At 74.1% G+C, this 25,623-nt stretch carries 21 protein-coding genes and 1 pseudogene; 8 read left to right on the forward strand and 14 right to left on the reverse strand.

The window, feature by feature from the left end; translation table 11 throughout:
- Window positions 1-72 precede the first annotated feature (72 nt).
- The 4 genes from M4D82_RS30580 to M4D82_RS30595 all read left to right on the forward strand — a co-directional run bounded on the left by M4D82_RS30580 (window position 73) and on the right by M4D82_RS30595 (window position 3,511).
- The gene (locus M4D82_RS30580) at window positions 73-735 is read left to right on the forward strand and encodes an NADPH-dependent F420 reductase (protein WP_249770508.1); all 663 of its coding nucleotides are present in this window, start codon (window positions 73-75) and stop codon (window positions 733-735) included.
- Between the two features lie 222 nt (window positions 736-957).
- Window positions 958-1,161 (forward strand): cold-shock protein, encoded by a 204-nt coding sequence (locus M4D82_RS30585; RefSeq protein ID WP_007268031.1) that lies wholly within the window; start codon window positions 958-960, stop codon window positions 1,159-1,161.
- A gap of 183 nt (window positions 1,162-1,344) precedes the next feature.
- Window positions 1,345-2,835, forward strand: coding sequence for a VWA domain-containing protein (locus M4D82_RS30590; protein ID WP_249770510.1), 1,491 nt, complete (start codon window positions 1,345-1,347; stop codon window positions 2,833-2,835).
- A gap of 76 nt (window positions 2,836-2,911) precedes the next feature.
- A complete protein-coding gene (locus tag M4D82_RS30595; protein WP_249770512.1) occupies window positions 2,912-3,511 on the forward strand; it encodes a HutD/Ves family protein in 600 nt (199 codons plus the stop codon).
- Here the strand turns inward: M4D82_RS30595 and M4D82_RS30600 are convergent.
- Window positions 3,498-4,073: a YdeI/OmpD-associated family protein gene (locus M4D82_RS30600; RefSeq protein ID WP_249770514.1), complete on the reverse strand. Its 576-nt coding sequence runs from the start codon at window positions 4,071-4,073 to the stop codon at window positions 3,498-3,500. The genes M4D82_RS30595 and M4D82_RS30600 overlap by 14 nt on opposite strands.
- Window positions 4,074-4,142: 69 nt before the next feature.
- Here M4D82_RS30600 and M4D82_RS30605 point away from each other — a divergent pair, with 69 nt between their 5' ends.
- Window positions 4,143-4,502 carry a DUF6204 family protein gene (locus tag M4D82_RS30605; protein ID WP_249770516.1) on the forward strand — a complete coding sequence of 120 codons (360 nt, stop codon included), beginning with the start codon at window positions 4,143-4,145 and terminating at the stop codon, window positions 4,500-4,502.
- A gap of 111 nt (window positions 4,503-4,613) precedes the next feature.
- Here the strand turns inward: M4D82_RS30605 and M4D82_RS30610 are convergent, their stop codons facing one another.
- On the reverse strand, window positions 4,614-4,847 hold the full coding sequence (locus M4D82_RS30610; protein ID WP_249770518.1) for a DUF6296 family protein: 234 nt from the start codon (window positions 4,845-4,847) through the stop codon (window positions 4,614-4,616).
- A gap of 94 nt (window positions 4,848-4,941) precedes the next feature.
- Window positions 4,942-5,850, reverse strand: coding sequence for a transcriptional regulator CynR (cynR, locus tag M4D82_RS30615; RefSeq protein WP_249770520.1), 909 nt, complete (start codon window positions 5,848-5,850; stop codon window positions 4,942-4,944).
- A gap of 125 nt (window positions 5,851-5,975) precedes the next feature.
- On the opposite strand from cynR, the gene M4D82_RS30620 reads away from it, so the two are divergent.
- Together M4D82_RS30620 and cynS are read left to right on the forward strand one after the other, a co-directional pair.
- Complete coding sequence (locus M4D82_RS30620; RefSeq protein WP_249770522.1) at window positions 5,976-6,608, forward strand: carbonic anhydrase; 633 nt, start codon at window positions 5,976-5,978, stop codon at window positions 6,606-6,608.
- Between the two features lie 41 nt (window positions 6,609-6,649).
- On the forward strand, window positions 6,650-7,120 hold the full coding sequence (cynS, locus tag M4D82_RS30625) for a cyanase (protein ID WP_249770524.1): 471 nt from the start codon (window positions 6,650-6,652) through the stop codon (window positions 7,118-7,120).
- Window positions 7,121-7,132: 12 nt separating this feature from the next.
- On the opposite strand, the gene M4D82_RS30630 is transcribed toward cynS, so the two are convergent.
- Window positions 7,133-8,431: an amidohydrolase gene (locus M4D82_RS30630; RefSeq protein ID WP_249770526.1), complete on the reverse strand. Its 1,299-nt coding sequence runs from the start codon at window positions 8,429-8,431 to the stop codon at window positions 7,133-7,135.
- A 212-nt stretch (window positions 8,432-8,643) separates the two neighbouring features.
- On the opposite strand from M4D82_RS30630, the gene M4D82_RS30635 reads away from it, so the two are divergent.
- Window positions 8,644-8,817 carry a thiazolylpeptide-type bacteriocin gene (locus tag M4D82_RS30635; RefSeq protein WP_007268044.1) on the forward strand — a complete coding sequence of 58 codons (174 nt, stop codon included), beginning with the start codon at window positions 8,644-8,646 and terminating at the stop codon, window positions 8,815-8,817.
- Window positions 8,818-8,916: 99 nt separating this feature from the next.
- Here the strand turns inward: M4D82_RS30635 and M4D82_RS30640 are convergent, their stop codons facing one another.
- The 10 genes and pseudogenes from M4D82_RS30640 to M4D82_RS30685 form a co-directional block, all read right to left on the reverse strand.
- Window positions 8,917-10,869, reverse strand: coding sequence for a TOMM precursor leader peptide-binding protein (locus M4D82_RS30640; RefSeq protein ID WP_249770528.1), 1,953 nt, complete (start codon window positions 10,867-10,869; stop codon window positions 8,917-8,919).
- Window positions 10,866-11,621: an ABC transporter permease gene (locus M4D82_RS30645; RefSeq protein WP_249770530.1), complete on the reverse strand. Its 756-nt coding sequence runs from the start codon at window positions 11,619-11,621 to the stop codon at window positions 10,866-10,868. The genes M4D82_RS30640 and M4D82_RS30645 overlap by 4 nt, the downstream gene beginning before the upstream one ends.
- Window positions 11,618-12,610: an ABC transporter ATP-binding protein gene (locus M4D82_RS30650; RefSeq protein ID WP_249770532.1), complete on the reverse strand. Its 993-nt coding sequence runs from the start codon at window positions 12,608-12,610 to the stop codon at window positions 11,618-11,620. The genes M4D82_RS30645 and M4D82_RS30650 overlap by 4 nt, the downstream gene beginning before the upstream one ends.
- A 133-nt stretch (window positions 12,611-12,743) precedes the next feature.
- On the reverse strand, window positions 12,744-13,832 hold the full coding sequence (locus tag M4D82_RS30655) for a zinc metalloprotease (protein ID WP_249772314.1): 1,089 nt from the start codon (window positions 13,830-13,832) through the stop codon (window positions 12,744-12,746).
- Window positions 13,833-13,840: 8 nt separating this feature from the next.
- Window positions 13,841-14,956 carry a lantibiotic dehydratase C-terminal domain-containing protein gene (locus tag M4D82_RS30660; RefSeq protein WP_249770534.1) on the reverse strand — a complete coding sequence of 372 codons (1,116 nt, stop codon included), beginning with the start codon at window positions 14,954-14,956 and terminating at the stop codon, window positions 13,841-13,843.
- Complete coding sequence (locus tag M4D82_RS30665; RefSeq protein WP_249770536.1) at window positions 14,944-17,820, reverse strand: lantibiotic dehydratase; 2,877 nt, start codon at window positions 17,818-17,820, stop codon at window positions 14,944-14,946. The genes M4D82_RS30660 and M4D82_RS30665 overlap by 13 nt, the downstream gene beginning before the upstream one ends.
- Before the next feature lie 29 nt (window positions 17,821-17,849).
- A pseudogene (locus tag M4D82_RS30670) lies at window positions 17,850-19,417 on the reverse strand (SagB family peptide dehydrogenase).
- A 39-nt stretch (window positions 19,418-19,456) separates the two neighbouring features.
- Window positions 19,457-21,454 carry a TOMM precursor leader peptide-binding protein gene (locus tag M4D82_RS30675; RefSeq protein WP_249770538.1) on the reverse strand — a complete coding sequence of 666 codons (1,998 nt, stop codon included), beginning with the start codon at window positions 21,452-21,454 and terminating at the stop codon, window positions 19,457-19,459.
- Window positions 21,444-23,669, reverse strand: a complete 2,226-nt coding sequence (locus M4D82_RS30680; protein WP_249770540.1) for a TOMM precursor leader peptide-binding protein — start codon at window positions 23,667-23,669, stop codon at window positions 21,444-21,446. The genes M4D82_RS30675 and M4D82_RS30680 overlap by 11 nt, the downstream gene beginning before the upstream one ends.
- A 158-nt stretch (window positions 23,670-23,827) precedes the next feature.
- Window positions 23,828-25,585, reverse strand: a complete 1,758-nt coding sequence (locus M4D82_RS30685; RefSeq protein WP_249770542.1) for an AfsR/SARP family transcriptional regulator — start codon at window positions 25,583-25,585, stop codon at window positions 23,828-23,830.
- Window positions 25,586-25,623 lie beyond the last annotated feature (38 nt).

The following is a 25,623-nucleotide window of genomic DNA, read 5'->3' on the forward strand; positions in this document are numbered from 1 at the left end:
AGGCGGAATGCGGGGGCCCGGCGCGTGGTTCGGACAGACGCGATATCCGACCGCGCACGCACTGGAGAGCTCATGAAGATCGGCATCATCGGCGCCGGCAACATCGGCGGCAACCTCACCCGTCGGCTCACCGCCCTCGGACACCAGGTATCCGTCGCCAACTCCCGTGGCCCCGAAACCCTGACCGCCCTCGTCGCGGAGACCGGAGCCACCGCCGTCCCCGTCACGGAGGCCGCCCGCGGCGCCGAGATCGTCGTGGTCACCATTCCCTTCAAGAACGTGCCCGACCTGCCCGCCGAGATCTTCGACGGAGCCGCCGAGGGCTTCGCCGTCATCGATACCGGCAACTACTACCCGCGGGTGCGCGACGGCCGGATCGCCGCCATCGAGGACGAGGGCCTGACCGAGAGCCGGTGGACCGAACGGCAGCTCGGCCACCCCGTGATCAAGGCCTTCAACGGCACCTACGCCGCCGACATCGTGGACCGGCCCCGTCCGGCGGGCGACCCGGACCGCATCGCCGTCCCCGTCGCCGGCGACGACGAGGCGGCCAAGAAGGCCGTCCGCGCCCTCATCGACGAGATCGGCTTCGACACCGTCGACGCGGGCGGCCTCGACGAGTCCTGGCGCCAGCAGCCTGCCACGCCGGTCTACGGGCTGCGCGCCGGCGTCGAGGCGGTGACCAAGGCCCTGGCCGAGGCCTCGCCGGAGCGCACGGAGGAGTTCCGGGGCTGAGACACGCGACTCACGGACGCGATGACTCTCCGCTTCCGGATCGTTTCTCTGTGCTACGGTGGTATCCAGTTGCGGGTGTGGTTCCCAGATATTCCAAGTGCGCCCACCGGATTCCCGGCGGGCGCACTTTGTATTTCCGGATGATTTTCGGACGGGTCGAACATCACGGCGACGCCGGCGTCGCACGGTGCGGCACCGGGTAGAGACCCAAGGAGAAACCTCATGGCATCCGGCACCGTGAAGTGGTTCAACGCGGAAAAGGGCTTCGGTTTCATCGAGCAGGACGGCGGCGGCGCCGACGTGTTCGCGCACTACTCGAACATCGCCACCCAGGGCTACCGAGAGCTCCAGGAGGGCCAGAAGGTCAACTTCGACGTGACGCAGGGGCAGAAGGGCCCGCAGGCCGAGAACATCGTCCCCGCCTGACACCTCCGCCGGCACCTCATTCGAGGCACCTCCGTCGAGGCGCGTACGGCGAGGCGCGTACGGCGACCGGGGCCCGCACCGTCACACGGTGCGGGCCCCGGCCCGTGCGCGGGCGGGGCCCTTGACCGGCCGCCGGCCGGGAATCGCTACCCCACGGGCCGCCCATTGGGCAGACTGTCCGGCGTGACGACACTGAGCAAAGGCGCCAACCTGCCCGTCGCGGCAACCTCCGTCAGAGCGGTGCTCGGCTGGTCGGCCGGGCCGGGCGTGCCGGACGTGGACGCGTCCGCGCTCCTGCTCGCCGCCGGTGGACGGGTGCGCTCCGACGACGACTTCGTCTTCTACAACCAGCCCCGGCACGCCTCGGGCGCCGTACGGCACCTCGGCAAGCAGCCCGGTACGGACTCCCTCTCCGTGGACCTGGCCGCGCTGGAGCCCGCCGTGGAGCGGGTCATCCTGTGCGCCTCCGCCGACGGGGGCACCTTCGGACAGGTCCCCGGGCTTCATCTGAGGCTGCTGGACGCCACCTCGGGGGCGGAGGTCGCCCGCTTCGACATGGAAGCCGGGCCCGAGACGGCCTTCGTGAGCGGCGAGCTGTACCGGCGGGCCGGGGCGTGGAAGTTCCGGGCGGTCGGCCAGGGGTACGCGAGCGGGCTGGCGGGACTGGCGACCGACTACGGGATCACGGTCGACGACGCGCCCCCGCCGTTGGCGGCCCCGCCCGCTGCCGCCCGGCCGGCGCACGTCCCCGCGCCTACGCCTACGCCCAGGCCTACGTCTGCGCCCACGCCCGCTCGTGCGGCCGCGCCAACGCCCCCGCCTGCCGTGTGGCCCACCGCCGCCGGATCGGTGGGGCCCGCCGCAGCCGCCGTACCGGCGCCGGCGCGGGCGGCCGAGCCGCCCGTACGGCTGGTCAAGGGGGAGGCGGACCTCCCCATGGACATGCGGATCCGCCTGTCCCTGCGCAAGCAGCAGGTGGCGGTCAGCCTCGCCAAGAAGGGCGCCGGGGACGTCACCGCCCGCGTGATCCTGGTCCTCGACGCCTCCGGCTCCATGAGCACCCTCTACTCCCGGGGCACCGTGGCGGGCGTGGTCGAGCGGATGGCCGCCGTCGCGGCGCAGCTCGACGACGACGGCGAGATGCAGGCGTGGACCTTCGCCACGAACCCGGCCCGGCTGCCGGACCTCACCATCGGCGACCTCCCGGAGTGGCTGCGCCTGCACGTGCGCGTCGGCCAACTCAGCGTGTTCGGGCGGAAGAAGCCGCCGAAGGGGCTGGTCCCCGGCCAGGTCGACATGCGGGCGGTCGGCTTCCAGAACGAGGAACAGAAGGTCATCGCGGAGGTACGGGACTACGTCCGCTCCCATCCGGTGCCGGCCCCGACGCTGGTCCTGTTCTTCTCCGACGGCGGGGTCTACCGCAACGACGAGATCGAACGGGAACTGCGGGCGGCCGTCGAGGAGCCGGTGTTCTGGCAGTTCGTCGGCCTGGGGCGGGCAGGGTTCGGGGTCCTGGAGCGCTTCGACACGATGCCGGGGCGGCGCGTGGACAACGTCGGCTTCTTCGCCGTCGACGACATCGACCGCGTGTCGGACCCCGAGCTGTACGACCGGCTGCTGTCGGAGTTCCCCTCCTGGATCCGCGCCGCCCGCCAGGCGGGCATCCTGCGCTGAGGGTGGTGGCGGCGCCGAGCGGCGATCGCGGCGGGGATACGCTCGGGGCGTACGGAAGAGACGGAAGGAACCCCCCATGAGCAGCGGCCCCGCCGACCTCCGGATCCTGCGCGCCGCCGAGCGGGCGGCCACGCCCTGGAAGAACGGCGGGGGAGTGACGCGGGAGATCGCCGCCCACCCCGAGGGCGCCGGGACCGTCGACTTCGCCTGGCGGGTCAGCCTCGCCGAGGTGGCGGTCGACGGTCCCTTCTCGGAGTTCCCCGGCGTGGACCGGACGCTGACCCTCGCCGAGGGCGCCGGCATGGACCTCACCATCGCCGGAGAACCCCGCCGCCTCGACGAGCGGTACGTGCCCCGCCACTTCCCCGGCGACCGTCCCACCGACTGCCGGCTGGTGGACGGTCCCGTCGTCAACTTCAACGTCATGTACCGGCGCGGGAGCGTCGAGGCGCACACCGCCGTCGTCCGGGGCGAGTTCGCCCTCACCGTCCTGCCGGGCGAGACCCTGCTGCTCGTCGCGCTGGACGGCCCGGCGGTCCTGTCGTCGTACGCCGAGCCGTCCGGCGGCCGCGTCGAACTCGGCCCGTACGACGCCGCGTTGCTCGCGGCTTCGCCCGTCCCGCAGCTGGTCCACACCGAGGGACGGGCCGCCGTGGTCCGCTTCAGGAAGCGGTAGTGCCACGCAGGACAGCGAGCGCCCGGTCGAGGCGGGTGCGGCGCGCGGCGGGGGTGCGGGCCTGGAGCAGCGGCAGGATCAGCTGGTAGCGGCCGGTCTTGTCGAGGGCCTCGAAGACCTGGCGGGCCCGCGCGTCGGCGTTCAGCGCGGCCTCCAGATCCGGGGGTACCGTCGCCGTCCTCTGAGAGGCGTACGCCGCCTCCCAACGCCCGTCCGCACGGGCCTTGTCGACCTCCGCCAAGCCCGGCTCGCGCATGCGGCCGGCCGCCGTCAACGCCTCCACCTTCTCGACGTTGACCCGCGACCACAGGCTCCGGGGTCGCCTCGGTACGTACTTCTGGAGGTAGTGCCGCTCGTCGTGGGAGCGACGTTGCCCCGATATCCAGCCGAAACACAGCCCGACGTCGACCAGTTCGTCGCTGGTCACGCTCGGGATGCCCGAGCCCTTCTTCGCCAGCTTGATCCACACGCCCTCGGCGCGCGCGTGGTGCTCCTCCAACCAGACCTCGAAGGCCGCGGCGTCCGCGAAGGCGATGATCTCCACACCGTTCCATTCGTCCATGGAGGGAGGCTATAGCCGCCGCTCGGAAATTCCCGTGCGAGGTCTCGCGGCCGGGTCTACGGTGATCAGATGAGCACCCGTACCTTCCGCGTCACCGTTCGCGGCTTCTTCGACGACCTCACCGCCGAACAGCACGCCGAGCTGCTGGCCGCCGCGCCCGAACACGACGTGCTGCGCGCGGCGTTCACCGCCGAAGGCAACCTCACCTACGAGCTGGCCGCCCGCAACTCGTTCGCCTTCCGCTTCCTGGACTCCGGCGAGGCCGAGGAGGACATCCTCGAAGCGACCGCCCGCGCGGAACTCGCCGCCGAGACCTGGCTGACGGACCGCGGCTACGGCTTCAAGCGCCTGCGCTCCACCGCCGAGGACCTCTCCCAAGCCGCCCTGAGCAAGCGCCAGCGCCAGGCCGCGGCCCGCACCCGCACCTGACCGATGGCCGACGACGTACCCGCCGCACCCACCCCCGGCCTGACGGGGCTCATCGCCCGGATTCCAGAAGCCGAGCCGCTCGTGTTTGCGCTGGGCGGGGGCTGACGGGGGTCAGGTCGGGGGGACGGGGCGGACCGTGGTGGGAGGGGTCAGGGCTTGGTGGGCGCCCGAGGCGAGCATGCGGACCTCGCCGCGGTCGCTGATCTCGGCGCGGACGATCCCGGTCACGTCGGCGTAGACCGAATGGCCGCCGGGACCGAGGGCGTCGGTCCGTTCCACGACCACCGTGTCTCCGGGCGTGCCGCTCTCGTCGGGGAAGGTCAGCTCGTACCGTCGGACGTCCATCGGCTCACTCCTGTCGGTACCCGCCCCTCCATCGTGAGCCGTGCGGCACCTCCCCGCCTTCTGGCTTTGCCGGTGCTTTACCTTCGGTCGGAAATCAGGGGAGCGGATAGCCGCGAGAGGCGACCACCTCGCGGGCCAGGGTGGTGAAGGCGCGGGCGGCGGCGCTCTCGTAGGCGGTGGTGCGGCGGAGCAGGACGACGGTGCGCGAGGGCAGGGGCGGGGTCAGGGGGATCCGGGTCAGTTCGGGCTGGTCGTCGGTGACGGCGTCCGGCAGGACCGTGACCAACCCCGTCCGCCGGACCACCTCGATCAGCGCCTGTACGGAGCCCACCTCCACGGCGATGCGGGGCCGCACCCCGTGCGCCGCGAGGTGGGCGTCGATGTGCCCGCGCGTCGCGAAGTCCGGGGCGAGGAGCGTCAGGTGATGGTTCGCCAGTTCTGATATCGGCAACGCGGCGGACCGCTGAGCGGCCAGTGGCGAGGCGGCGGCGGCCACCAGGCCCAGCGTCTCGGTGAAGAGGGCCGTCGCGGTGATCCCGGTGGGATGGGGGCCGTGGAAGGCGAGGCCGAGGTCGATCTCGTCGGCGGACAGGGCGGATTCGATCCGGTCCTGCGCCAACTCGCGTACCTCCACCGTGATTCCGGGGTGCGCCTCGTGCAGCGCGGCGAGGAGCGGCCCGAGCAGGTAGGCGGTGAAGGTCGGGGTGAGGGCCAGGCGCAGGTGCCCGCGCGAGAGATCGGCGACGTCGTGGACCGCCCGCTCGGCCGCCGCGAGGTCGCGCAGCGCCCGGCGCGCGTGGCGCGCGTAGGCCTCACCGGCGTCGGTGAGCCGTACGGAGCGTCCGCCGCGGTCCAGGAGTGGCACACCCACCGCCCGTTCCAACTGCTTGACCTGCTGCGACAGCGTGGGCTGGGAGATGCGCAGCTCCTCGGCCGCGCGCGTGAAGCTGTGGTGCTCGGCGACCGCGAGCAGGTAGCGCAGATGACGCAGTTCCGGGGTCATGGGAGCAAATATAGATGGCATCGATGGATCACATCGAAAGTGCGTCTTGGACTCTATAAGCGCAGGTCGTGCATGGTGGAGCACGTCAGCCCCACGGGGTGGCCACCGCAGAACGGGAGTGACCCGTGCACGACCTCACCGAAGGTGTCGCGCGTTTTCGGCGCGACGTCTTCCCCACCAAGGCGCGGCTCTTCGCCGAGCTGGCTTCGACCCACCGGCCGACGACCCTGTTCATCGGCTGCTCCGACGCCCGCGTGGTGCCGGAACTGATCACCCAGAGCGAGCCCGGCGACCTGTTCGTCATCCGCACCGCCGGCAACCTCGTCCCCGCCTACACCCCCGGACCCGACGGGGTCGCGGCCGGGATCGAGTACGCGGTCGCCGTCCTCGGCGTCGGCGAGATCGTGGTCTGCGGGCATTCCGCCTGCGGCGCCATGACCGCCCTCGCCGAGGCACACGACCTCGACGCGGTGCCCGCCGTCGCCGACTGGCTGCGCCACGCCGACGCCTCCCTGGCCCGCACCGGAACGCCCGGCACCGCCGGCACCGCCGGCACCGCCGGCACCGCCGGCGCGGACGTGGCGGCGCTCGTACGGGAGAACGTACGCGCCCAGCTCACGAACCTCGCCACCCACCCCTCGGTGGCCCGCGCCCTCGCCGCGGGTGGCCTCACCCTGCGCGGCTGGGTCTACGACATCCCCACCGGCGCCGTCGAGCAGCTCGCCCCCACGGACCCTACCGCCGTCCCCGTCGCCTGAACCCCTCCTGAACCGCCCACTCATCCAAGGAAGTTCCTCCCATGGCACACGCCCAGTTCGAGTCCACCGTCCGTGAACGAATCGCCACCGCCGCTGTCGAATCCAAGATCCGCAAGAACCTCACCTGGCAGGAGATCGCCGATCACACCGACCTCTCCGTCGCCTTCGTCACCGCCGCGATCCTCGGCCGGCATCCACTGCCCGAGCCGGCCGCCGTGGCCGTCGCCGAACTCCTCGAACTGGACCAGGACGCCGCCATGTGGCTCCAGACGATCCCGCTGCGCGGCGGCCACTCCGGCGGGACCCCCACCGACCCGACCATCTACCGCTTCCACGAGATGCTCCACGTCTACGGGACCACCCTCAAGGCCCTGATCCACGAGCAGTTCGGGGACGGCATCATCAGCGCCATCAACTTCCGGCTCGACGTCAAGAAGGTCGCCGACCCCGACGGCGGCGAGCGGGCCGTGATCACCCTGGACGGCAAGTACCTGCCGACCAAGCCCTTCTGAACGGTACGAGGGTCAGGCGCGCGGCGCCAGGCAGGCCAGGGCCGCCTCCGTCAGCGCGTCGACCCCGGCGGGCAGCGCCGTACGGGCGTCGGGGGCGAAGTCCGGGGCGTGGTTGGCGGGGAGCGCGGCCAGTTTCGCCGCCGCGCCCTCCCCGGGAGCCGCCGCCCAGGCCGCCGGGCCGACCACCCCCAGCATCCAGTAGCCGAGCCTCACCCCTCGCGCCCCGTGCGTGGCGAGGCCCGCGTCGCCGAACAGCCCGAAGTCCTCGGTCGCCAGCGTCGGCGGCCACATCGTCACCCGCTCCGCGCCGAAGCGCGCCGTGTGCGCGGCCCGCACCGCGGCCGTCGTTCCCGGATCCGGGTGGGTGACGGGGGAGGCGCTCTCCCGGACGATCTCCGGCTCGCGGGGGCAGTCCGCGGCGGCGCACTCGGCCCGTACGATCCGCTCCACCGCGCCCGCCGCACGGGCGAGCGCCGCCTCGCCGGCGGCCCGTACGGTGATGCCCAACTCGGCCCGGTCCGGAACCACGTTCGCGCGGTCGCCCGCCCGGAACGCGCCCACCGTCACCGCCACCTGCTCCGACGGGGCGGCCTCGCGCGCCACCACCGTCTGGAGCCGGGTCACCACATGGGCCGCCGTCACCACCGGGTCCACCGTGAGGTGCGGCGCGCCCGCGTGCCCGCCGCGCCCGTGCACCACGACCCGGAAGGTGACGCTCCCGGCGGTCATCGGCCCGTACGCGTGGGCGATCATCCCGGCCGGCAGCGGCGCCGCGTGCTGCGCGAGCACGGTGTCCGGGCGCCCGACCCGCTCGTACAGCCGGTCGGCGAGCATCGCCCGCGCGCCTTCGAGGGTCTCCTCGGCGGGCTGCCCCACCACGACGAGCGTGCCCTCCCAGTCAGGGGCGTCCGGGCCGGCCAGCACGGAGGCGGCCCCGGCGGCCGCCGCGAGGTGCAGGTCGTGCCCGCAGGCGTGGGCCGTCGCGCCCTCGCTCGCGTAGGGCAGCCCGGTGGTCTCCCGTACCGGCAGGGCGTCCAGTTCGGCGCGCAGCATCACGGTCGGCCCCGTACCCCGGCGCAGCACCGCCGCCACACCGTGGCCGCCGATCCCGCGCGTGGTCGTGAACCCCGCGCCCTCCAGCCAGTCGGCGAACCGCCCGGCCGTGCGGCGCTCCTCGCCCGACAGTTCGGGGTGGCGGTGCAGGTCGAGGTAGAAGGCCGTCAGGGGCCGGATCAGCGCGCGCGGTCCGCTCTGCGGTCCGCGCCGGTGTCCGCTCTGCGGTCCGTCGGCGCGGGCGGTGGGGACGGTCATGGTGACCATGATCGGACACCGGCCGGGGCGGGGGACGTCAGGGCGCTGACACTTTCTGTCAGTGGGGTGTCAGGAGCGTGTCAGCGGGAGAGCGGGTGAGCTGACGCCGGGGTCGGTTCTCCTTGAGGGGCACCGTCCGGGAACGGCCGTCCCTCGTGGTCGCGCATCCCGTGGTCGCACACCCAGTGACCGCCCCACAGAAGGAGTCCATCATGGAGAAGTCCCCGCTCGCCTCGCTCGCCGACGAGATCCTGGAGCTGGAGTCGGAGACCTTCGAGATCTCGGACTACTCGGACGCCAGCGAGGTCGTGCTCGCCGGTTCCACGAGCTGCAGCTCCACCTCGACCTGCTCCTCGACCACCAGCACCACCTCCTGCAGCGCCTGACCCCAGCGCGGCACCGCGATGCCCCGGTCCCCCTCGTACGAGGGGGACCGGGGCATCCGGTACGTCGGGGGTCGGGTTCCCCCGCACGGCTCCCGTGGATCACGGGAACGGGTGCGGCACCATCCTGATCTCCGCGTCCGTCAGCGGCGCCGGCCGAAGTCCCGCCCGATGGGCGGCCGTTCGCAGCCGCGGCAGGTACGGGGCCCGCTGCCGCGACCAGCCGAAGTCGATCGGCAACAGTCCCGGCACGACCGCGCACACCGTCCGCAGCCCGATCCGCGCCTGCTCCGGCGTCGTCTGGTCCACGACGATCACGTCGTGCCCGGCGCCGGTCAACTCGGCGACGCAGAGCAGCAGATCATCGCGCAGGTCGCCCGTCCTCGGCCGTCGCTCCGTCTCCCAGGACCGGTACAGCTCCGCCATCGGGCGCACGGCCACCGGGTCGCGGTAGGAGGCCGCGTGCGGGGCCATGGCCGGCAGCCCGTACAGCTGGGCGTGGTCCTTCAGGTGCGACACCCGCGAGAAGTCCCGGGCCATCGCGTCCAGTTCGTCCTGCCGCTCCGCGACCTGACGGGGCAGGTGCGGGATGTAGGTGAGCACCTCCGACAGCGCGGCCTCCACCGCCGCCGCCGGATCGAGCGCCGCGCCCGCGCCGAAGGAGTACAACCCCGGTCCGCCGTCGCGCCGTACGGCGAGCCCGGTGACCACCGGGACCGCCAGGTCGACGCGGTTGTCGAAGGCGTGCACGTCGTAGCCCTGGAGGGCGGCCCGGTCGGCCATCATCCGCACCGCCGGACCCGGTACGGAGTCCAGGTCGATCTCCGTCAACCGCTGGTTCCCGTACCAGGCGAGCAGGAACGCGTCCCGTTCGATCAGTTCGAGCAGCGCGCCGAGCAGGGCCTCCTCCGGGCAACTGCCGATGGCGCACCCGTTGGAGCACTCGAAGACGAAGTTGTCCGCCTCCAAGCCCGCGCTGTAGTAGGCGAGACGGGCCGGCACCAGCACCGGACGGTCGTCGCGCAGCGAATGACCGTACACCCAGGGGATCGGCCGCTCGGGATCGAACGGCGACACCATCGGATCGTCGCGGTAGGTGTCGGGGTGGTAGAAGCCGCACTCCGCCGGATCCAACGCCCGCTCGCCCAACTCGGCGTAGGAGGCGGTCAGTACGGAGGTGCCGGTGCGGCGGTGGGTGCCCGCGTAGCGTTCCAGCCCCTCCAGGAAGGCCAGGTCCCGGCTGCCCGAGAAGCTGTTGGCCTGCCCGCTCCAGGTCACGTCGGTCAGCCCCGCGTATCCGCGCATGAAGACGCTGCCGGCGACCGGGGCGGTGGTCGGCGAGGTCACGTTGATCCACGTGCCGCCGCCGAGCACCCCCGTCACCGGATTGGCCAGCGCCGCCGTCGGCATCGGGTACGAGGACGCCGCGCGCAGCCGCTGCGCCGCCGGGTCCGGCTTGGGCCGCGAGACCGGGACGAAGGGGCGGGGGCCGTCCACACCGCCCGGCCCGCAGTCCGGGCACAGCGGGTCGGCGGCCAGCGGGTACGTCCGCGTCAGGAGCGTCTCCAGGTCCAGCCGGGTCACCTGGGGCAGCGCCCGGTCCGCCGCCGCCGGACCGGGGGCCGCCACCGCGCCGGAGAACACGGCGGCGTGCAGCGCCGCCACGGCGTCCCGCGCGTACGGGGAGAGCCGCGGCCACTCCGCGCCGGCGGGCGTGGGCACCCGTATGCCGGTCTCCAGCGCGTCGCGTTCGCTGCGGCTGCGCAGCCGCTGCCACCGCATGGCCAGGCACTGCCCGCAGGCGGGGGTGGTGCAGTCGCCACCCCAAGGACCCAACAGGACGGCCTGGGCGCTGAGATGGACGGTCGCGGTCGGGCGGACGGCGGCGAACGGGTCGGCGGAGCGCGGCCCGAGGGCGTCGTGCACGCCGACCGTCACCACCTGGGGCGCCGGCCGTGACGCCGTCCCCGCGAAGGCCCGTTCCAGCGCCCGCCGCGCGCTCTCCATCGCGGTGCCGTCGGGCGCGGGGGCCCGTACCGCGTGCGTGGTGGTCATGACTGGTTGCTCCAGCGGAAGGTCTTCAACCCGATCCCGCCGAAGAGCAGGGCGAACCCGGCGAGGGCGGCGCAGCCGATCCCGATGCCGGCGAGCGACCCCGTACCGGTGAGCGCGCCGCTCGCCGCGTCGTTCAGGTAGCGCAGCGGCAGCACCCGCGACACCGACTGCAGCCACGACGGCATCAGGTCGAGCGGGAGGAAGGAGCCCGACAGGAACGCCATGGGCACCATCATGCAGTTCGCGATCGCCGCGACGGCCTCGGGCGTGTTCGCGTACGTCCCGACGATGACCCCGATGGCCATGAAGGCCGTGACGCCCAACACCAGCGCGGGCAGCACCAACGGCCAGCGCCCGTCGAGCTCCAGGCCGAAACCGGGCAGCATGGCGACGGCGACGAACACGGCGGCCTGCACCACGCCGACGACCAGCGACAGCACGTAACGCGAGGCCAACACGGTCGTCAGCGGGGTGGGGGAGAGCCGGATCAGCCGCAGCAGGTCGTCGCGCCGCCACTGCATCAGCGTGAACGCGATCCCGAACACGGCGGCGTTGGCGACGCCCCAGGACATCACGCCGGGCGCGATGTACGAGATGTACGGGCGCCCGCTCTCCTCCACGTCCTGACCGCTGAAGATCAGGCCGAAGACGATCAGGAAGAGGAGGGGGAAGGCGAAGGTGAAGAAGAGGGTGGCCTTGTCCCGGACCTGGGCCCGGTAGCCGGCCTTGGTCAGTGCCGTGTACGCGCTCATGCCCGGAACTCCGTGGTCGGTGCGGTGGTGTCGGTGCCGGTGGGGGTGTCGGTTCCGGCGGGGGCGGGGTGCCCGGTCAGCTCCAGGTAGACGTCCTCCAGGGTGGCCGTGCGGGTCATCACCCCGTCGAGCCCGACGAGGGCGTCGACGGCCTGGAGCACCCGGCCGGGGGCCGAGGTCTCCAGGACGAGCGAGCCGCCCTGCTCGCTGACCCGGTCCACGCCGTCGAGGGAGGCCGCCCGGTCCGGGGCGATCCGCCCGGCCGGCACCAGCAGCCGGGACGGGGCCCCTGCGGCGGCGACGAGCCGGTGCGGGGAGTCCAGGGCGGCGATCCGGCCGCCGACGAGGATGGCCACCCGGTCGCACAGGGCCTCGGCCTCGTCCAGGTGGTGGGTGGTGTACACGATGGTGCGGCCCTCGCCCTTGAGGGTGCGCAGGACGTCCCACAGGTCGCGGCGGGCCTGCGGGTCGAGGGCGGCGGTCGGCTCGTCGAGGAAGATCAGCTCGGGGTCGTGGACCAACGCCGAGGCGATGGCGAGCCGTTGACGCTGACCGCCCGAGAGGTTCTCGACCAGGACGTCGCGCCGGTCGGTGAGCCCGACCGTCTCCAACGTCCGGTCCGCCGCGGCCGCGTCCTTGCGGTACAGGCCGGCGACGGTGGCCAGGTGCTCGCGCGCGGTCTGCCGGACGAAGAACGCCGAGGCCTGCGTCTGGACGCCCATGCGCGGCAGCAGGGCGGTGTTGCGGGGCCAGGGGCTGTGGCCGAGCACGCGGACGGTGCCGGAGTCCGCCTGGCGCAGTCCCTCGACGATCTCGACGAGGGTGGTCTTGCCCGCGCCGTTGGGGCCGAGCAGCCCGAAGAACTCGCCCCGACGCACGTCGAGGGAGATCCCGTCCACGGCCTGCCGGTCGCCGTAACGCTTGCGGACCTCCTGGACGGACACGGCGAGGTCCGGGGAGTCGGGCGGAGGAGTGCGGTCAGTGGTCATGGGCGGTGCGGTTCCCTCGGGTCGGAGATGGTGTGGGGGGATGGATGGTTCTCGGGGGGACAGGGCCGATGTAGCGGACGTAGTGGATGTGGCGGACGTACGGGCAGTGGGTCGACAGGGGGCGGAGGGCTGCTCACGCGGTCACCGCCACGACGACGCCGGTCACCAGGCCCGCCACCAGGAGCAGGACCAGCACGGCCGAGCCGACCCCGTAGAGCGCGTACAGCCGGCGGGCGCGCGGCGGGTACGCCTCGGCCGCCGCCCGGTCGCGCAGCCGCAGCCGCAGGTACGCCGAGCTGGCGGGAGCCAGCCGGGTCACGCGCAGGGCGTGCCCGAGCAGCGTGTAGCCGTCCAGCGGCGGCAGCGGGACCAGGTTCACCAGCGCCTGCGCGCTGCCGAGCAGCAGCAACGCGCCCAGCACCCGGCCGGTGGCGTCGCCCGGGGGCAAAGCGGCCCACCAGGCGAGGAAGGGCAGCAGGAACAGGAGGTTGGCGAAGGCGCCCGCGCCGGCGACGACCAGCTGTTGGCGACGCCGGGGCAGGTAGCGGTAGTTCTCCACGGTGCAGTACATGATGGCGACGGGCAGCCGCCACCGCAGGCCGATCTCCCCGACCGTGCCCCCGACATGGCGGGCTGCGATCCCGTGCCCGAACTCGTGCAGCGCCGTACTCAGCCACAGCAGCGAGGCCACGGCCAGCAGCGGCACCGGCCGCGCCAGCAACCAGCCGACGTCCGAGAGGAGTTGCCCGACCGACGCCGCCAACACCGCCTCCATGCCCAGGCATACGAGGAGCAGCGCGCCCACCACCGCCGGCCGCAGGGCCGGCCGCAGCAGGCGGTGCAGCCGCGCCGTGGTGGCGTCGGCGTCCGCGACCAGCCGCAGGGTGCCGCGCAGCAGGGTCCCGGTGCGCGTCGGCCCCGGGCCCGCCGCCGGCTGCGGGAGCGGACCGCCGACGAGCAGCCGCCGGGCGGCGAGCAGCCCGAGCAGTTGGTGCCAGTTCCCCTCGCCCAGCCGCCGCCCGAAGGCGCGCCCGTACGCCTCGCCGATCTCGGCGAGGCTGCGGGAGCCGTCGAGGCGCGACAGGAGGAAGAACTCCTTCGGCCCGACCTCGAAGGAGGCACCGGACACCGGGTCCTTGACCAGGTGGACCACGGCGGGGCCGTTCAGCAGCGGCGGCGACAGCAGGACGCCGGGCCGCAGCGCGGGCCGGTGCGCCGGCATGCCGGTGCTCACGACCGTCTCACCCCGGCCGGCCCTGCCCCGTCGCGTGCGCCCTCCGCCGCTTCGGCGGGCGCCGACGGCCCCGGGGCGACGCCGAGGTGCTCGCGCAGCACCCGGCCCAGCAGGTGCGCGAGGTAGGCCTCGTCCCGGATCGTCACGTGCAACCGGTTGTTGGTCATGTGCATGTACGGCGACAGCAGCAGGGGCAACGCCACCGCCGGATCGCTCACCCCCTCGTCCCGCGTCCCGTCCCAGGACCGGAACACCAGCTGCCCGTCGGCGGCCAGTGCCACGGCCCGCTCTCGCAGCTCCCGGCAGTGCTCGGCCCACCCGGCGAGGAAGCCCGGCAGTCGGCCCGTCTCCCCGGAGTCGAGGGCCTCCAGTACGGCCGTGAACCGCCGCCCGAGCCCGGGGGCGGTCTGCTCGTAGGTGCGGTCGTACTCGGCGGAGCCGATGAACCCCGTCCCGGGGAAGGCCTGGTGCCAGAATCGGTAGTACCGATCGAGGTACGCGCCGAGCTCCTCCCGGTCGGGCAGGAACACGCCGGCCATCACCATCATCAGCTGGGCGGAGGTGCCGAGCAGCACCGTGCGCAGGTGCAGGTTCATGCCGCCGAGGGCGTCCATCACCAGGTCGCTGGAGTGCGCGAAATGCCACTCGGCGAGCTCGACCCCGGCCGGGCCGCCGTACTTGCCGTACTCGGGCTCGTACGGCTCGTAGGACCAGGAGTTGTTGGGGCGCAGGTTCATCCGCCCGTCCGGGCCCATGAAGGCCGCCCGGTCGCCCTCGGGGAACTCGATGTCGAAGAGGGTGTTGTAGAACTCGTTGAGGAAGCCGGAGTCCACCTCGTACAGCGCGGGCCGGGCCTTCAGGAACGCCGCCACCGCCTCCTCCGCACGGCGGCGCACCTCGGCCTCGGCGTCCGGGGTGACCGGCCGCAGCCGCAGCCGTACGTGCGGTCCCTCCAGCCAGTAGTTGATGAAGAAGTGCCCGGCCAGCAGACCGTCCGCCGTCAGCGAGGCGATCAGCGGACGCACGCAATTCACGAGCAGGGGCTGCGGGTTGGCCGCGTAGAAGACGTGCATCGCCTGCCAGGCGCCGCGCGTCGGGCTCAGTTCTGACATCGGGTGCCGCCCTCCTGGGCCGAGGTGTCTGTGATGGTGGTGGTGAAGGTCTCGACGGCCAGCTCGGCGACGTGCGCGCCGCGCGCCGAATGCGTGTGCAGTGCGCCCGGGTCGGGGAGCATCTCGCGGAAGACCACCCGGTGTCCGGGATCGCGCAGCAGCGACTCGAACGCGGACAGCGACAGCGGGCTCGCGAAATCCACGTACTGCGGCTTCGCGCCGAGCGCCGAAGGACCCGCCGACACGGTGGCGAACACCCGCTCCGGCAGCCCGTGTTGACGCCGCCAGCGCTGCCACTCCAGGAAGTGGCCGGCCTCCCGGGCCCCGTGCGCCGGCAACCGCTCCACCGTGGTCGTCCAGCTGCGCCGGCTGATCACCACGTCGCCGTGCACGACACGGGGCCGCGCGTGGACCCCGCCTCGCGCCACACCCTCCGGGACGCCCGCCCACACGTCCAGCGGGGACATGGACGACGGCGACAGGAGCAGCAGCGTACGCGGCACCACGGGCAGCGCGAGCGGCACCAGGTAGCCCAGGTAGACGGGGATCACCTCGCGGCCCAGCCGCCGCGAGCGCAGCACCACCCGACCCGTGTCGGGGACGTGCTCCGCGTACAGGTCGTCCAGGCGCAGCAGCCGGTCCTCCGGCAGGGTGCCGCTCTCGCCCGGACAGACGATCTCGAACTCGACCAGTCGCCCGTGCAGGTTCAGGTTCGTGGTGACCGGACCGCCGGTGACCTCCGCGAACACGGCGCCGGGCGGGGTGGCGCGGTCGGCTCCCGCGCGCAGCTCCGCGTCGAGGCCCGATCGGCCGTCCCGGTCCTCGTAGACGTGCGTGAACCGGCTGAAGGGGAAGGACAGCCCGCCGTAGGAGCGGTTCAGCACCGTCGTCCGCTCGCCGGTGGCCGGGTCGCGGGCGAGCTGCACGTGGTGGCAGCGCGGCGCGAACCCGGGGACCACGGGCTCCAGTTCGCCCGCCACCGCGTCCAGGTCCGCTTCCGCCAGCCGCAGTTCGCCGCCGCCCGGCTCCCGGCCCGGCCGCGCGTCCGACTCCTCGTACGCCGCCCAGCGCTCCCGCATCCGGTCCACGAAGGCCCGCCGGGCCGCGTCCAGGGCCCGGATGCCGGGCAGGCCGAGCCAGTTCTCCTCCGGCACGTACTCGCCCCGCGCGTCGAAGGGGGTGCGCCGCGCCGTGAAGGACAGGTACTGGTCGAAGAAGTCCTCGTGGAAGTCGTGCACGAGACCCAACAGGTCCTCGCAGCGGCCCCCCTGCCCGTAGCGGGCCGTGAAGAAGCCCTCGAAGGTGATGCGTTGGGCGAGGGTGAGGTCGAAGGCCGGCAGGATCCGCTCCAGCGACCGCAGCGCACCGCCGTCCGCGCCCTCGCGGGCCCAGGCCGGCGGGGCGGCGGGCAGGTCACGGCCCGCGCTCACGTCCTCGTAGACCAGCGTCTGGGGCAGCGGCGCCTCGGCCGGGGCGCCCAACTCCGTCCACGCCAGGCGCAGTCCGGCCCGCAGCGCGCGCAGCAGCCCCGCGCGCTCGTCGCGCCCGGCCCGCGGGTAGCGCTCCAGCACGCGGGCGGGTTCCTCCAGCAGGCCGGCGAGGGTGTCGGCCCAGGGCCGTTCCAGCCGCGCCAGCGAACGCTGGAAGGCGCGTACGGGATCCCCGCTGTGCACCTCGGTGTCCAGGCACGGCACCCGCACCATGCCGAGCTGGAGGAGGGCGTCGACGTACGCCTCGCAGTCGGCCGGGGAGGCCCCGTGCTCGGCGGCCAGCCAGTCGACCAGCTCGTGGTGGCGCAGGTCGGGCTCCGCCCCGTCGCCGCCGCCGGCCGAGGCCGAGGAAGCCGCCGCCCGCTCCGCGAACAGGGCGAGCAGCCGGTCCAGGGTGCCGCTGCGGCGCAGGAAGAACAGCCGGTCCTTGACCGCGTCGAAGGTGACGGCGGCCCCGTCGTCACCGGCCGTCACGGACCGGCGTACGTAGCGGATCCGGTCGTCCTCCCGGCCCCAGCCCGAGGCCGGGCGCAGCGGCAGGTCCCGGCGGCGGACGGGATCGGCGAGGATCAGCTCGGCGAGCCGCGCCAACACGACCACGTTCAGCCGCACATGGCTGCTCCACGCGTCCTCGACGCGGATCGCGCCGGAGTCCGTCGCGGCGTCGCCCTCCGGGGTGAACCGGCCGGTCGCCACCCCCGTGAAGGTGCTGAAGGGGCTGGTCTTGCACGCCGTGCGGTAGAGGTACGAGAGCACCGACCGTTCGGCCTTGCGGGCCCGGCCTCCCGGCTCGGCGCCGCCCGCGGTGGCCGCCGCGTACGCGTCGAGCTGCCCTTCGAGGACCGGCGAGGCCAACAGCAGCCCGTGTCGCAGCCGTTCGTCGTCGAGCAGCTCGCGCAGAGCCGCCCGGCCGCCGCGCAGGTCCGCGGCCAGCAGCGCGTCGCCCTCGGCCAGCAGCTTCCGCGACTCCCCGACCCCGCGCAGCCATCCGGCCAGCCGCTCGACCACGGCCGCCCCGTCGGGGATGTCGGCCGGTGCGTCGGTCGGTGCGTCGGCCGGCGCCGCCACGAGGCGCAGCGCCGCCTCGGGATCGTCGGGCAACCTGCCGTTGTGGATCCGGCGCCGAAGCGCCAGCAGCTCCCGGCGCCGGGCCGCGCCCGGCCCGCCGGGCTCGGGATCGGTGGCGCCGACCGCGCGGTGCAGCGCCTCGCTCAGCCACTGCGCGTCCGCGCGCAGCGCCTCCTCGGCCGCCAGTACGTCCTCGGCCCAACGGAGGGTGGCCTCGGCGCGCAACGCGTCGGCCGAGGCCAGGGGCAGGCCGGCCACGCGCAGCATGAACCGCTCGCCCGCCCGCCACTCGGTGGTGGTCTTCATCCTGTCTTCCTGCTTCTCTCGTCGCCCGGTCAGGCGATCTCGTGGCGGAAGTCGGCCGGCCGCGGCCGTTCGTGGCCGAGCAGCATGACCAGCAGCGGGGCCTCGTCGGTGTCCGTCAGCCCCAGGTGCTCGACGTAGGAGATGTTGTCGAAGCCGAGGGCCACGCCCGCGCCCAGCCCGTGGGCGGCCGCCGTGGTGTAGAAGGTCTGCGCCACCGCGCCGATCGTGGCGCCCACCAGCCGGTACCCGCGATCACCCACCACGTCGAGGACCTTCGTGGTCCGTACGGTCGGCACCAGCACCGCGCCCGCCTGCTCCAGGTTGTAGTTGGACAGGAAATAGTTGCGCTGGAGGAACGAGCCGGGGGCGCCCGGCACGACCAGGCGCAGGGCGTGGGCGTCCGCGTCGTAGGCGTAGGTCCCGGGGGCGACGCCCTCGACGTGGTTGACGAAGGCGTACAGCGAGGTCAGCCGGGGCCCGTCGGGGCGCTCGGCCTCGCTGCCCACCGACGTGGCCGCGCAGTCGGCGAGCGCCGCCGCCAACCGGTCGGCCCCCAGCGGCCGGGTCGCGTCGAACCGTCCGAAGCTGCTGCGCCGCGCGCGCGCCGCCGCGGCCCCATCGGCGGGGTGGCGGGCGTCGGCAACGGCTCGGGCCGCCCGCCCCGGGGCGCGAACGCGGCCGCCGCGTCCAGCGCACCGGGCTTGGGACGGTCGGCGGCGCGGCCGAGGGTGGCCTCGTGGATCCGGCGCAGGGTCTCGAAGGTCAGGACCGTCCGGGAGCGCTCGGAGTCCCGGTGGCGTACGGACAACCCCGACGGTCGAACGTCGTCCGACGGCCGGCGGGCGGCGTCGTCCCACTCCAGCGGGACCACGGCGAAGATCCCCTCCTCCTCGGGAAGGACCCCGAGCAGGGAGGCGAGCCGCTCCTCGTCGAACCAGAGGGTGGGGGCGATGCGCAGACCCCGCTCCGCCGCCCACAGCCGCCAGGTCTGGATCACCGTACCGATGTCCATGCTCACGGCGTGGAAGGAGAAGCTGTTGTACTTGAACGCGTTCTGCCAGTACTTGACGCTGAGCAGCAGGTACTGGGCGTGGCCGGACGGCTCTGCCCCCTCTGCCCCCAGCGCCTCGCGGATGTCACCGGTGACGTCACCCGTCAGCAGCCGGCGCAGACCGTGCCGGTGCGGGGCGTAGTGGTACACGCCCGGGGTGAGCGGGCCGCCGGCGCCAGCCGCCCAGTACACGCCGACCGGGTACAGGCCGCCGCCGGAGGCGGTGCCCCGCGACCAGTTGGCCTGCGGGTAGTGGGGGAGAGCGGCCAGGTCGGTGTTGGCCTGGACGCCGAGCCGCCGCCCGATCAGGCCGTACGAGTCCTGCAGCATCCCGGACAGCAACGGCAGGGTGAAGCCCCCGCCGACCGGGCCCGGCTCCCCGGACGAAACGGGCGACGGCGGCTCCGGCAGCGGCAGCGTCTCGGCTCCGGGGTAGAACTTCGCCTTGCGGGGGCGATCGGCCCAGTCGGGCACGAAGTCCACGGGCTCCATCGGTATCCGGCCCCGGTGCAGGATGGCGCTCGCGTAGTCATGGGCGTGGCCCACGGGTCCTCCTCGGTTCGTGTGGACGGGTCGGTGGCCGCGTCAGGGGAAGGGATGCGGGGCGACATGGAGGTCGGCGGGCTCCAGGTCCCGTTCGCGCAACCCCGCCTCGCGCAGCGCGGTCCGCATCCGGGGCATGGCGAGCGCCCGCTGCCGCGACCAACCGAAGTCGATCGGCAGCAGCCCCGGCACCAGCACGCTCACCGTGTGCAGGCCCAGTGCCCGCTGCTCGGGCGTGGTCTGGTCGACCACCACCACGTCGAACCCCCGGGCGGCGACGGCCTCGACGCACCGCGCCAGGTCCTCGCGCACGTCGTCCGACACCGGCTGCGGGGCGGCCAGTTCGGCCACCGACCGCAGCGGCGGGTGCGGTGACGGGGAGCGCAGCAGGAAGTCGGCGTGGGCTCCCATCTCGGGCACCCCGTAGACCAGCGGATGGTCGTGCAACGCGGTCACCAGGGAGAAGTCGGCCGCCATCGCCCGCAGCCGGGTCTCCTCGCGCTCGGTGCGGCCGGGCAGGTTCACCGCGTCCGTGGCGATCTCGCACAGCGCCGAGTCCAACGCCGACTCCGGATCCAGTCCGGCGCCGGCGCCGAAGCACATCCGGCCCATGCCGCCGTCGAAGCGCTCCGCGACGGCCGTCACCACCGGGATCGGGAAGGAGATCCGCGTGTCGAAGAACCGCGCCCGGTAGCCGTAGAGGGCGAGCCGGTCGACCATCGCCCGTGTCGAGGCCCGCGTACTGGTCGTGGGGTCGATCTCCGGCAGGGGCTGTCGCCCGTACCAGGCCAGCAGGAAGGCGTCCCGCTCGACGACCTCCATCAGGCCGAAATAGGCGGCCTCGGCCAGACTCCCGCCCGAGGCACAACCGTTGGAGCTCTCCTGCACGAACCGGTTCTCCAACCCCGGCGCGTGATAGTACGTCAGCACCTCCGGCACCAGGCGCGGCGCCTGATCGCGCAGCGACCAGCCCCACACCCAGGGGATCTCCCGGTCGGGGTCGAAGGGGCGCACGCGCGGGTTGTCCCGGTAGAACTCCTCGCTGTACAGGCCGACCCGGCGCGGATCCACCGCCTGATCGGCGAACTCCCGCAAGGACCCGCGTACGCTCGTGGTCCGCGCCCGCGCGCGCATTCCCGCGTACCGCTCCAGCCCCTCCAACACCCCGACCCGGGCGCTGCGTTCGAAGGAATCGGTGTGCCCGCCCCAGAACGTCTCGCGCAGGTACTCGCCCGACCGCATCGAGAAGCACCCGATGGTCGCGGACGTGGAGGTGGAGGAGATGTCCTGCACCAGAGAGGGCCCCAGCGCCCCGCACAGCGGATTCGCGAAGGCCGCCACCTCGATCCCGTACGCCTCCACGGGACGGGTACGGAACACCCCCGGCCGGTACTTGGGCGCGGGCGCAAGCTCCGGCGCGGCCGGCGCGTCCACGGTGGGCGTCGCGCACACCGGGCACTCCGGATCGGGCACCAGCGGGTAGGCGCGCACGGCGCCGGTCCGCAGGTCCAGCGAGCGGACCACGGGGAAGACGGGGACGGCGTCGCCGACCGGGGCCGACGCCGCGAGCACGACCAGCGCGGCCAGCGCGTCCGCCGCGAAGGCGTGCGCGTACGGCCAGCCGCCCGCCGCCCGGGTGGCCCCGCCCACCTCCAGGGCGTCCCGCAACGCCACCGACCGGACGGCCTGCCAGCGCCGCTCCAGGCACCGGGCGCAGCCCGCCGCGCCGTCACCACCGCCCACGGGTCCGACCACGGCCTGGTACCCGTACAGCCGCACCGGCACGACCGGCTCCGGACGCGCGGCGTGCGGCCCCGCGGCGTGCGGTGCCTCTGCGTGCGGCCCCGCGGCGTGCGGTGCTCCGTCCGCCGGGGCGAACGCGTCGCGCACGCCCAGCACCCCCAGGGCCACGCCCGGCCCCGCCAGCTCGCTCAGCGCCCGCTCCAGCAGCGCCGTGAACCGCTCGGCGGCCGCGGCCCCGAGCCCGTCCGCCACGGTCGCGTCGACCCGTACGGACGGGCCCCGGCCGCTACGCCTCATCGCCGGACTCCCGCACGGCCGTCAGCAGCACCCGCACGGTGTGGATGCCGACCTCCGCCAGCTCCGGCGCCCCCGTCACCACCGCGTACGCGTCGAGCCCCGCGTCCCCGAGCCGCTCCAGCACCCGCGCCCACGACACGCCGGGCCCGGCCGTCACGGGCGCCGCCGCACCCGTGGCGCTCAGCGCGCGGGCGTCCAGGTCGCGCAGCAGCGGATCACCGGTGTCGGCCGGGCCGCCCGGACCCGCCCCGTCGGCCTCGTACTGCGCCGCGCCCAGCAGCTCGCGCAGCGCGGCCACGGCCGCCGTACGCCGGTCCAGGCCTTCGCCCAGCGCCCAACGCTCCCCGGAGCGGGCCAACAACACCTGCGCCCCGCTCCGTTCGCCCTCGCCCAGGTCCAGCAGCTCCGGCGACGCCATCCCGAGCCGCTCCGCCGACCGTACGAGGAAGGTCAGTTCGGCGTCGTCACCGTCGGGCGCCGGCAGCGGCACCACACCGGCCGCGGCGCCGCGCACGGCCCGCAGCAGCGCCGCGTGCCCCAGCGCCGACAGCAGTCCGGCGGCGGCCGCGTCGGCCAAGGAGGGACCGGCGCCCGCGCCGGCCCGGGTCCGCTCGAAGAGCCGGTCGGCGTTGTGCGGGCCGAACGGCCGTACCGCGCCCGCCGGAACGAGGACGGGCTCCTTCGTCAGCAGCGACACCGCCCGCTGGTACGCCGCCGGCTCGCCCGGGATCCCGGAGGCCGTCGCCAGCGCCGCCACGACCACCGGCTCACCCGCCCCGCCCCGCCCCTCGGGGCCGGCCAGGGCTCGGGCGGGCACCACGTGCTCCGCGTACACCAGCGCCGCCGCGTCGAGCGCCCGCATCCGCGCACCCGCGACGTGATGGATGTCGAACGCGGCGATCGCGCGCGATCCCGCGTGGCCGACGCCCAGTTCGACCACGCCCAGCTTCAGCGGGAGCTGCGTCAGCTCCTCGTCCGCGTACCCGGTGAACACGCCTGCCCGGGGCCGGACGATGGTGGAGCGGCGGTTCAACTCCTCGACCAGCTCGTCGGCTTCGCGGGCCGTCTCCAGGGTCGGCAGCGCGGGCGTACCCGAGGCGCCGGCGGCCGCCAGGTCCACGGCCTCGGCCGCGGGCTCCACCGGCGGGGCGCAGAACGGGCAACGGGGGTGCGGGAACAGCGGTTCGGCCGTCACGTCCAGCGAGGCCGTGTCCTGGACGAGGAGCCGCCCGGCGGTCTCGGCCGGCAGGGCACCCGAGGTCGCCCGGAACACCTCGTACCCCAGCAGGTTGCCGAGCATCGCGGCCAGCGGCCGCCCCGGCACCGACGCCGTCGGCAGCGCGGATTCCGCCAGGGCCAGGGAGCTCCACACGTCGGCGGCCCCCACACCATCGCGGGCCGCACCCATCCTGAGCGCGGCGCACGACCAACAGCCGGCCGTCCCGTGCGCCATCAGCGGGCCGACCACCGCGTCGTCGCCGTACGACCAGACGGGCAACAGCCTCCGGCCCTCGGGTATCCCGGCGCGCAGCAGCGGGAAGAGCCGCGCCGGCGCGGCCGGGCCGCCCGTCACCACGACGAAGTCGTACTGCGCCAACTGCCCCCACTCCCACGGCGCGTGGTCGGCGGGGAGGGTACGGATCTCCACCGGGCAGCCGTCGGCGCGGGCCTCGGCGGCCTCGGCCTCGACCTGCTCGGTGTCCGCGCCGGGCAGGACGCCGACGACGGCGCAGCCGTTGCGGACCAGGCTCAGCGCGCACCACCGGGCGACGGCGTCCGTGCCGAGGACGGCGACGCGGGTGTCGCGGAAGCGCAGGAAGCGGGCCTCGGCGTCGTCGGCGTAGTGGTCGGCGTAGGCGATCTGCGGGGCGAAGCGACGCGCGACGTCGGGGGAGGCGGGCGCCCGGCCGGTGGCCGCGGCCGCCTCGACCTCCTCGACGGACCGGGCGAAGTCCCGTTCGTACAGGGTCTTGACGAGTTCCCCGACCATCGCGCGCTGCGGATCGCCCATGCCCTGACAGATCTCGGCGACGGAGTACTCGCCCGTCAGGTGCGGGACGATCAGCGTGGCGAAGCGGTACGCGGTGCGGGCGGTGAGGCGGAAGCCGCCGTCGGAGTTGTGGAACAGCACCCCGTCGGGCGTCTCGGTGAAGAGCACGTCACGGCGGATGCGCGGCCGCGTCGAGGCGACGGCCTGGTAGCTGGCGTGGGACATGGAACACCTCTGGATGCGGTCTGGGTGGGGCGAGGGCGGCGTGAGGTGGGAAATGCCGGTGGTGGGGCGAGGGGTCCGGACGGGGACCGGGGTGACCGGTCCGGGCGTACGGGTCCCAGGGGCTCGGCCGCGGTGGGCCGCGGGCCGGGCGGGGTGGGTCAGGCGCAGGTGGAGGGCGCCAGGGCGGCGCTGTCGCGTTCCCGTGCCAGCCACCGCGCGCAGACCCGTAGGAAGGCGTGGATCCGGTAGGGCTGACCGGGCGGACCGTCCTCCAACATCCCCGCCTCCACGAGCTGTTCGAGGACGGTCTCGCTCCCCGCTGTGGCGAGACCTGAACCCGGGTCGAGCGCACCCAAGCGCAGGAACGCCGCCCGCGGTTCGGGCTCCAGCGCGGCGACGGCCCGGCCCAGGACCTCCGGCACCGAGAGCCGGGGATCCTCCGCGAGGGCCAGCCGGCCCGGCGGGTCCTCCGCGAGCCAGGCCGCGCAGTCGGCGATGGACAGCGCGGGCCGGGTCAGCAGTCGGCCGGCGGCGATCCGCAGCGCGAGCGGGAAGTACCCGCACACGGCGGCCAGTTCGCGCGCGGCCCGCTCCTCGGCGGCGATCCGACCGGCGCCCACGAGCCCGGACAGCAGCCCGAGGGCCTCCGCCGGTCCGAGGACGTCCAGCCGGTGGACGGCGCCGCCGTGCGTGGCGACGACCGCCGCCAGCGCGCGCCGGCTGGTCACCAGCACCGATGCGGCGCCCGTCGCGGACAGCAGCGGCAGCACCTGGCCGGCGCCGGACGCGTTGTCGAGGATCAGCAGCCGCCGCTCGCCGCCGCCGGGATCGGGCAGCAGCTTGCGGGCCTCCTCGACGTCCAGCGGGCTCCCGTCCGGGCGGGCCAGGTCCACGTCGAACACGCCGCCGGGGAAGGTCCCCTGGGCGGCGTACGCGCTCTGCCGCGCGAGCGCCGACTTGCCGATGCCGGGTGCTCCGGAGACGACGACCAGCCGGGGCCCGTCGGCGTCGGTGAGGCGCAGCGCCATGGCCCGCAGGTCGGCCTCCCGCCCGGCGAAGCCCGGCACGGGCGGGAACCCGCCGGTCGACGGCGACGGCGACGGCGACGGGGCCGTCGTCGTCAACACGGGCCGGGGCGACGGTGGTTCGACCTTCCCGGCGCGGGCGGTCGGACCGCCCAGCTCCTCGGAGCGCAGGATCGCCAGTTCGAGGCGCCGCAGGCCGGGGCCGGGGTCCACACCGAGTTCCTCGCGCAACCGGTCGCGTACCGCGCGGTATTCGGCCAGGGCCTCCGCCTGCCGGCCGGTGCGGTACAGGGCCTCGATGAGCTGCTCGGTGAAGCGCTCGCGGAGCGGATGCCGGCGCGTGGTCCCGTAGAGGTCGATCAGCACCTGGTGGCAGTTGCCGGCGGCCAGTTCGAGATCGCAGACCCGCTCCAGCACCCGCAGCCGCTCCTGCTCCAGCGCGGGCACGGCGTCCCGCTGGAGCATGCGCGAGGCCACGTTCGACAGGGGCTGTCCGTGCCACAGGGAGAGGGCCTCCCGGAGTCGGTACAGCTCCTCGCCGGTTCCGGCGGCGGCCCGCGCGCGGGCGGTCAGTAACCGGAACAGGACGAGGTCGAGGGTGTCGGTGTCGTTGCGCATGCGGTATCCGCCCGGCACCGCCTCGATGCTCGTCGCGGATATGCCGTATTTCTCGAAAAGCCGGCGCAGGCGCAGCACACACGTCTGGAGTGCCGCTCGCGCGGTGGTGGGGGGCTCCTCGTCCCAAACGGCGCGCAGGAGATAGTCGATCGAAACCACGGTGCCGGGATGAAGCAGCAGCGCGGCGAGAAGACTGGTCGGCTTGGACGGTTTGAGAACCACCGTCTCGGGGCCCTGCGCAATGCTGAGCGGCCCCAGAAGCTGGAACCGCATGAAGGTCCCCCGTGTCGGGTCACGTGTGTCGCGAGAAT

Origin of the sequence: Streptomyces sp. RerS4 (assembly GCF_023515955.1) — a bacterium.
In the GTDB taxonomy this organism is placed as follows: Bacteria; Actinomycetota; Actinomycetes; order Streptomycetales; family Streptomycetaceae; genus Streptomyces.

Coding starts and splice junctions, on each gene's coding strand:
- M4D82_RS30630 (WP_249770526.1), bottom strand. CDS start 8,431: ATGACCGTCCCCACCGCCCGCGCCGACGGACCGCAGAGCGGACACCGG.
- M4D82_RS30600 (WP_249770514.1), bottom strand. CDS start 4,073: ATGGACGAATGGAACGGTGTGGAGATCATCGCCTTCGCGGACGCCGCG.
- M4D82_RS30635 (WP_007268044.1), top strand. CDS start 8,644: ATGGAGAAGTCCCCGCTCGCCTCGCTCGCCGACGAGATCCTGGAGCTG.
- M4D82_RS30650 (WP_249770532.1), bottom strand. CDS start 12,610: ATGACCACTGACCGCACTCCTCCGCCCGACTCCCCGGACCTCGCCGTG.
- M4D82_RS30680 (WP_249770540.1), bottom strand. CDS start 23,669: ATGTCCCACGCCAGCTACCAGGCCGTCGCCTCGACGCGGCCGCGCATC.
- M4D82_RS30685 (WP_249770542.1), bottom strand. CDS start 25,585: ATGCGGTTCCAGCTTCTGGGGCCGCTCAGCATTGCGCAGGGCCCCGAG.
- M4D82_RS30610 (WP_249770518.1), bottom strand. CDS start 4,847: ATGGACGTCCGACGGTACGAGCTGACCTTCCCCGACGAGAGCGGCACG.
- M4D82_RS30675 (WP_249770538.1), bottom strand. CDS start 21,454: ATGAGGCGTAGCGGCCGGGGCCCGTCCGTACGGGTCGACGCGACCGTG.
- M4D82_RS30595 (WP_249770512.1), top strand. CDS start 2,912: ATGAGCAGCGGCCCCGCCGACCTCCGGATCCTGCGCGCCGCCGAGCGG.
- M4D82_RS30645 (WP_249770530.1), bottom strand. CDS start 11,621: ATGAGCGCGTACACGGCACTGACCAAGGCCGGCTACCGGGCCCAGGTC.
- M4D82_RS30660 (WP_249770534.1), bottom strand. CDS start 14,956: ATGTCAGAACTGAGCCCGACGCGCGGCGCCTGGCAGGCGATGCACGTC.
- M4D82_RS30605 (WP_249770516.1), top strand. CDS start 4,143: ATGAGCACCCGTACCTTCCGCGTCACCGTTCGCGGCTTCTTCGACGAC.
- cynS (WP_249770524.1), top strand. CDS start 6,650: ATGGCACACGCCCAGTTCGAGTCCACCGTCCGTGAACGAATCGCCACC.
- M4D82_RS30580 (WP_249770508.1), top strand. CDS start 73: ATGAAGATCGGCATCATCGGCGCCGGCAACATCGGCGGCAACCTCACC.
- M4D82_RS30665 (WP_249770536.1), bottom strand. CDS start 17,820: ATGAAGACCACCACCGAGTGGCGGGCGGGCGAGCGGTTCATGCTGCGC.
- M4D82_RS30655 (WP_249772314.1), bottom strand. CDS start 13,832: ATGCCGGCGCACCGGCCCGCGCTGCGGCCCGGCGTCCTGCTGTCGCCG.
- M4D82_RS30585 (WP_007268031.1), top strand. CDS start 958: ATGGCATCCGGCACCGTGAAGTGGTTCAACGCGGAAAAGGGCTTCGGT.
- cynR (WP_249770520.1), bottom strand. CDS start 5,850: ATGACCCCGGAACTGCGTCATCTGCGCTACCTGCTCGCGGTCGCCGAG.
- M4D82_RS30640 (WP_249770528.1), bottom strand. CDS start 10,869: ATGACCACCACGCACGCGGTACGGGCCCCCGCGCCCGACGGCACCGCG.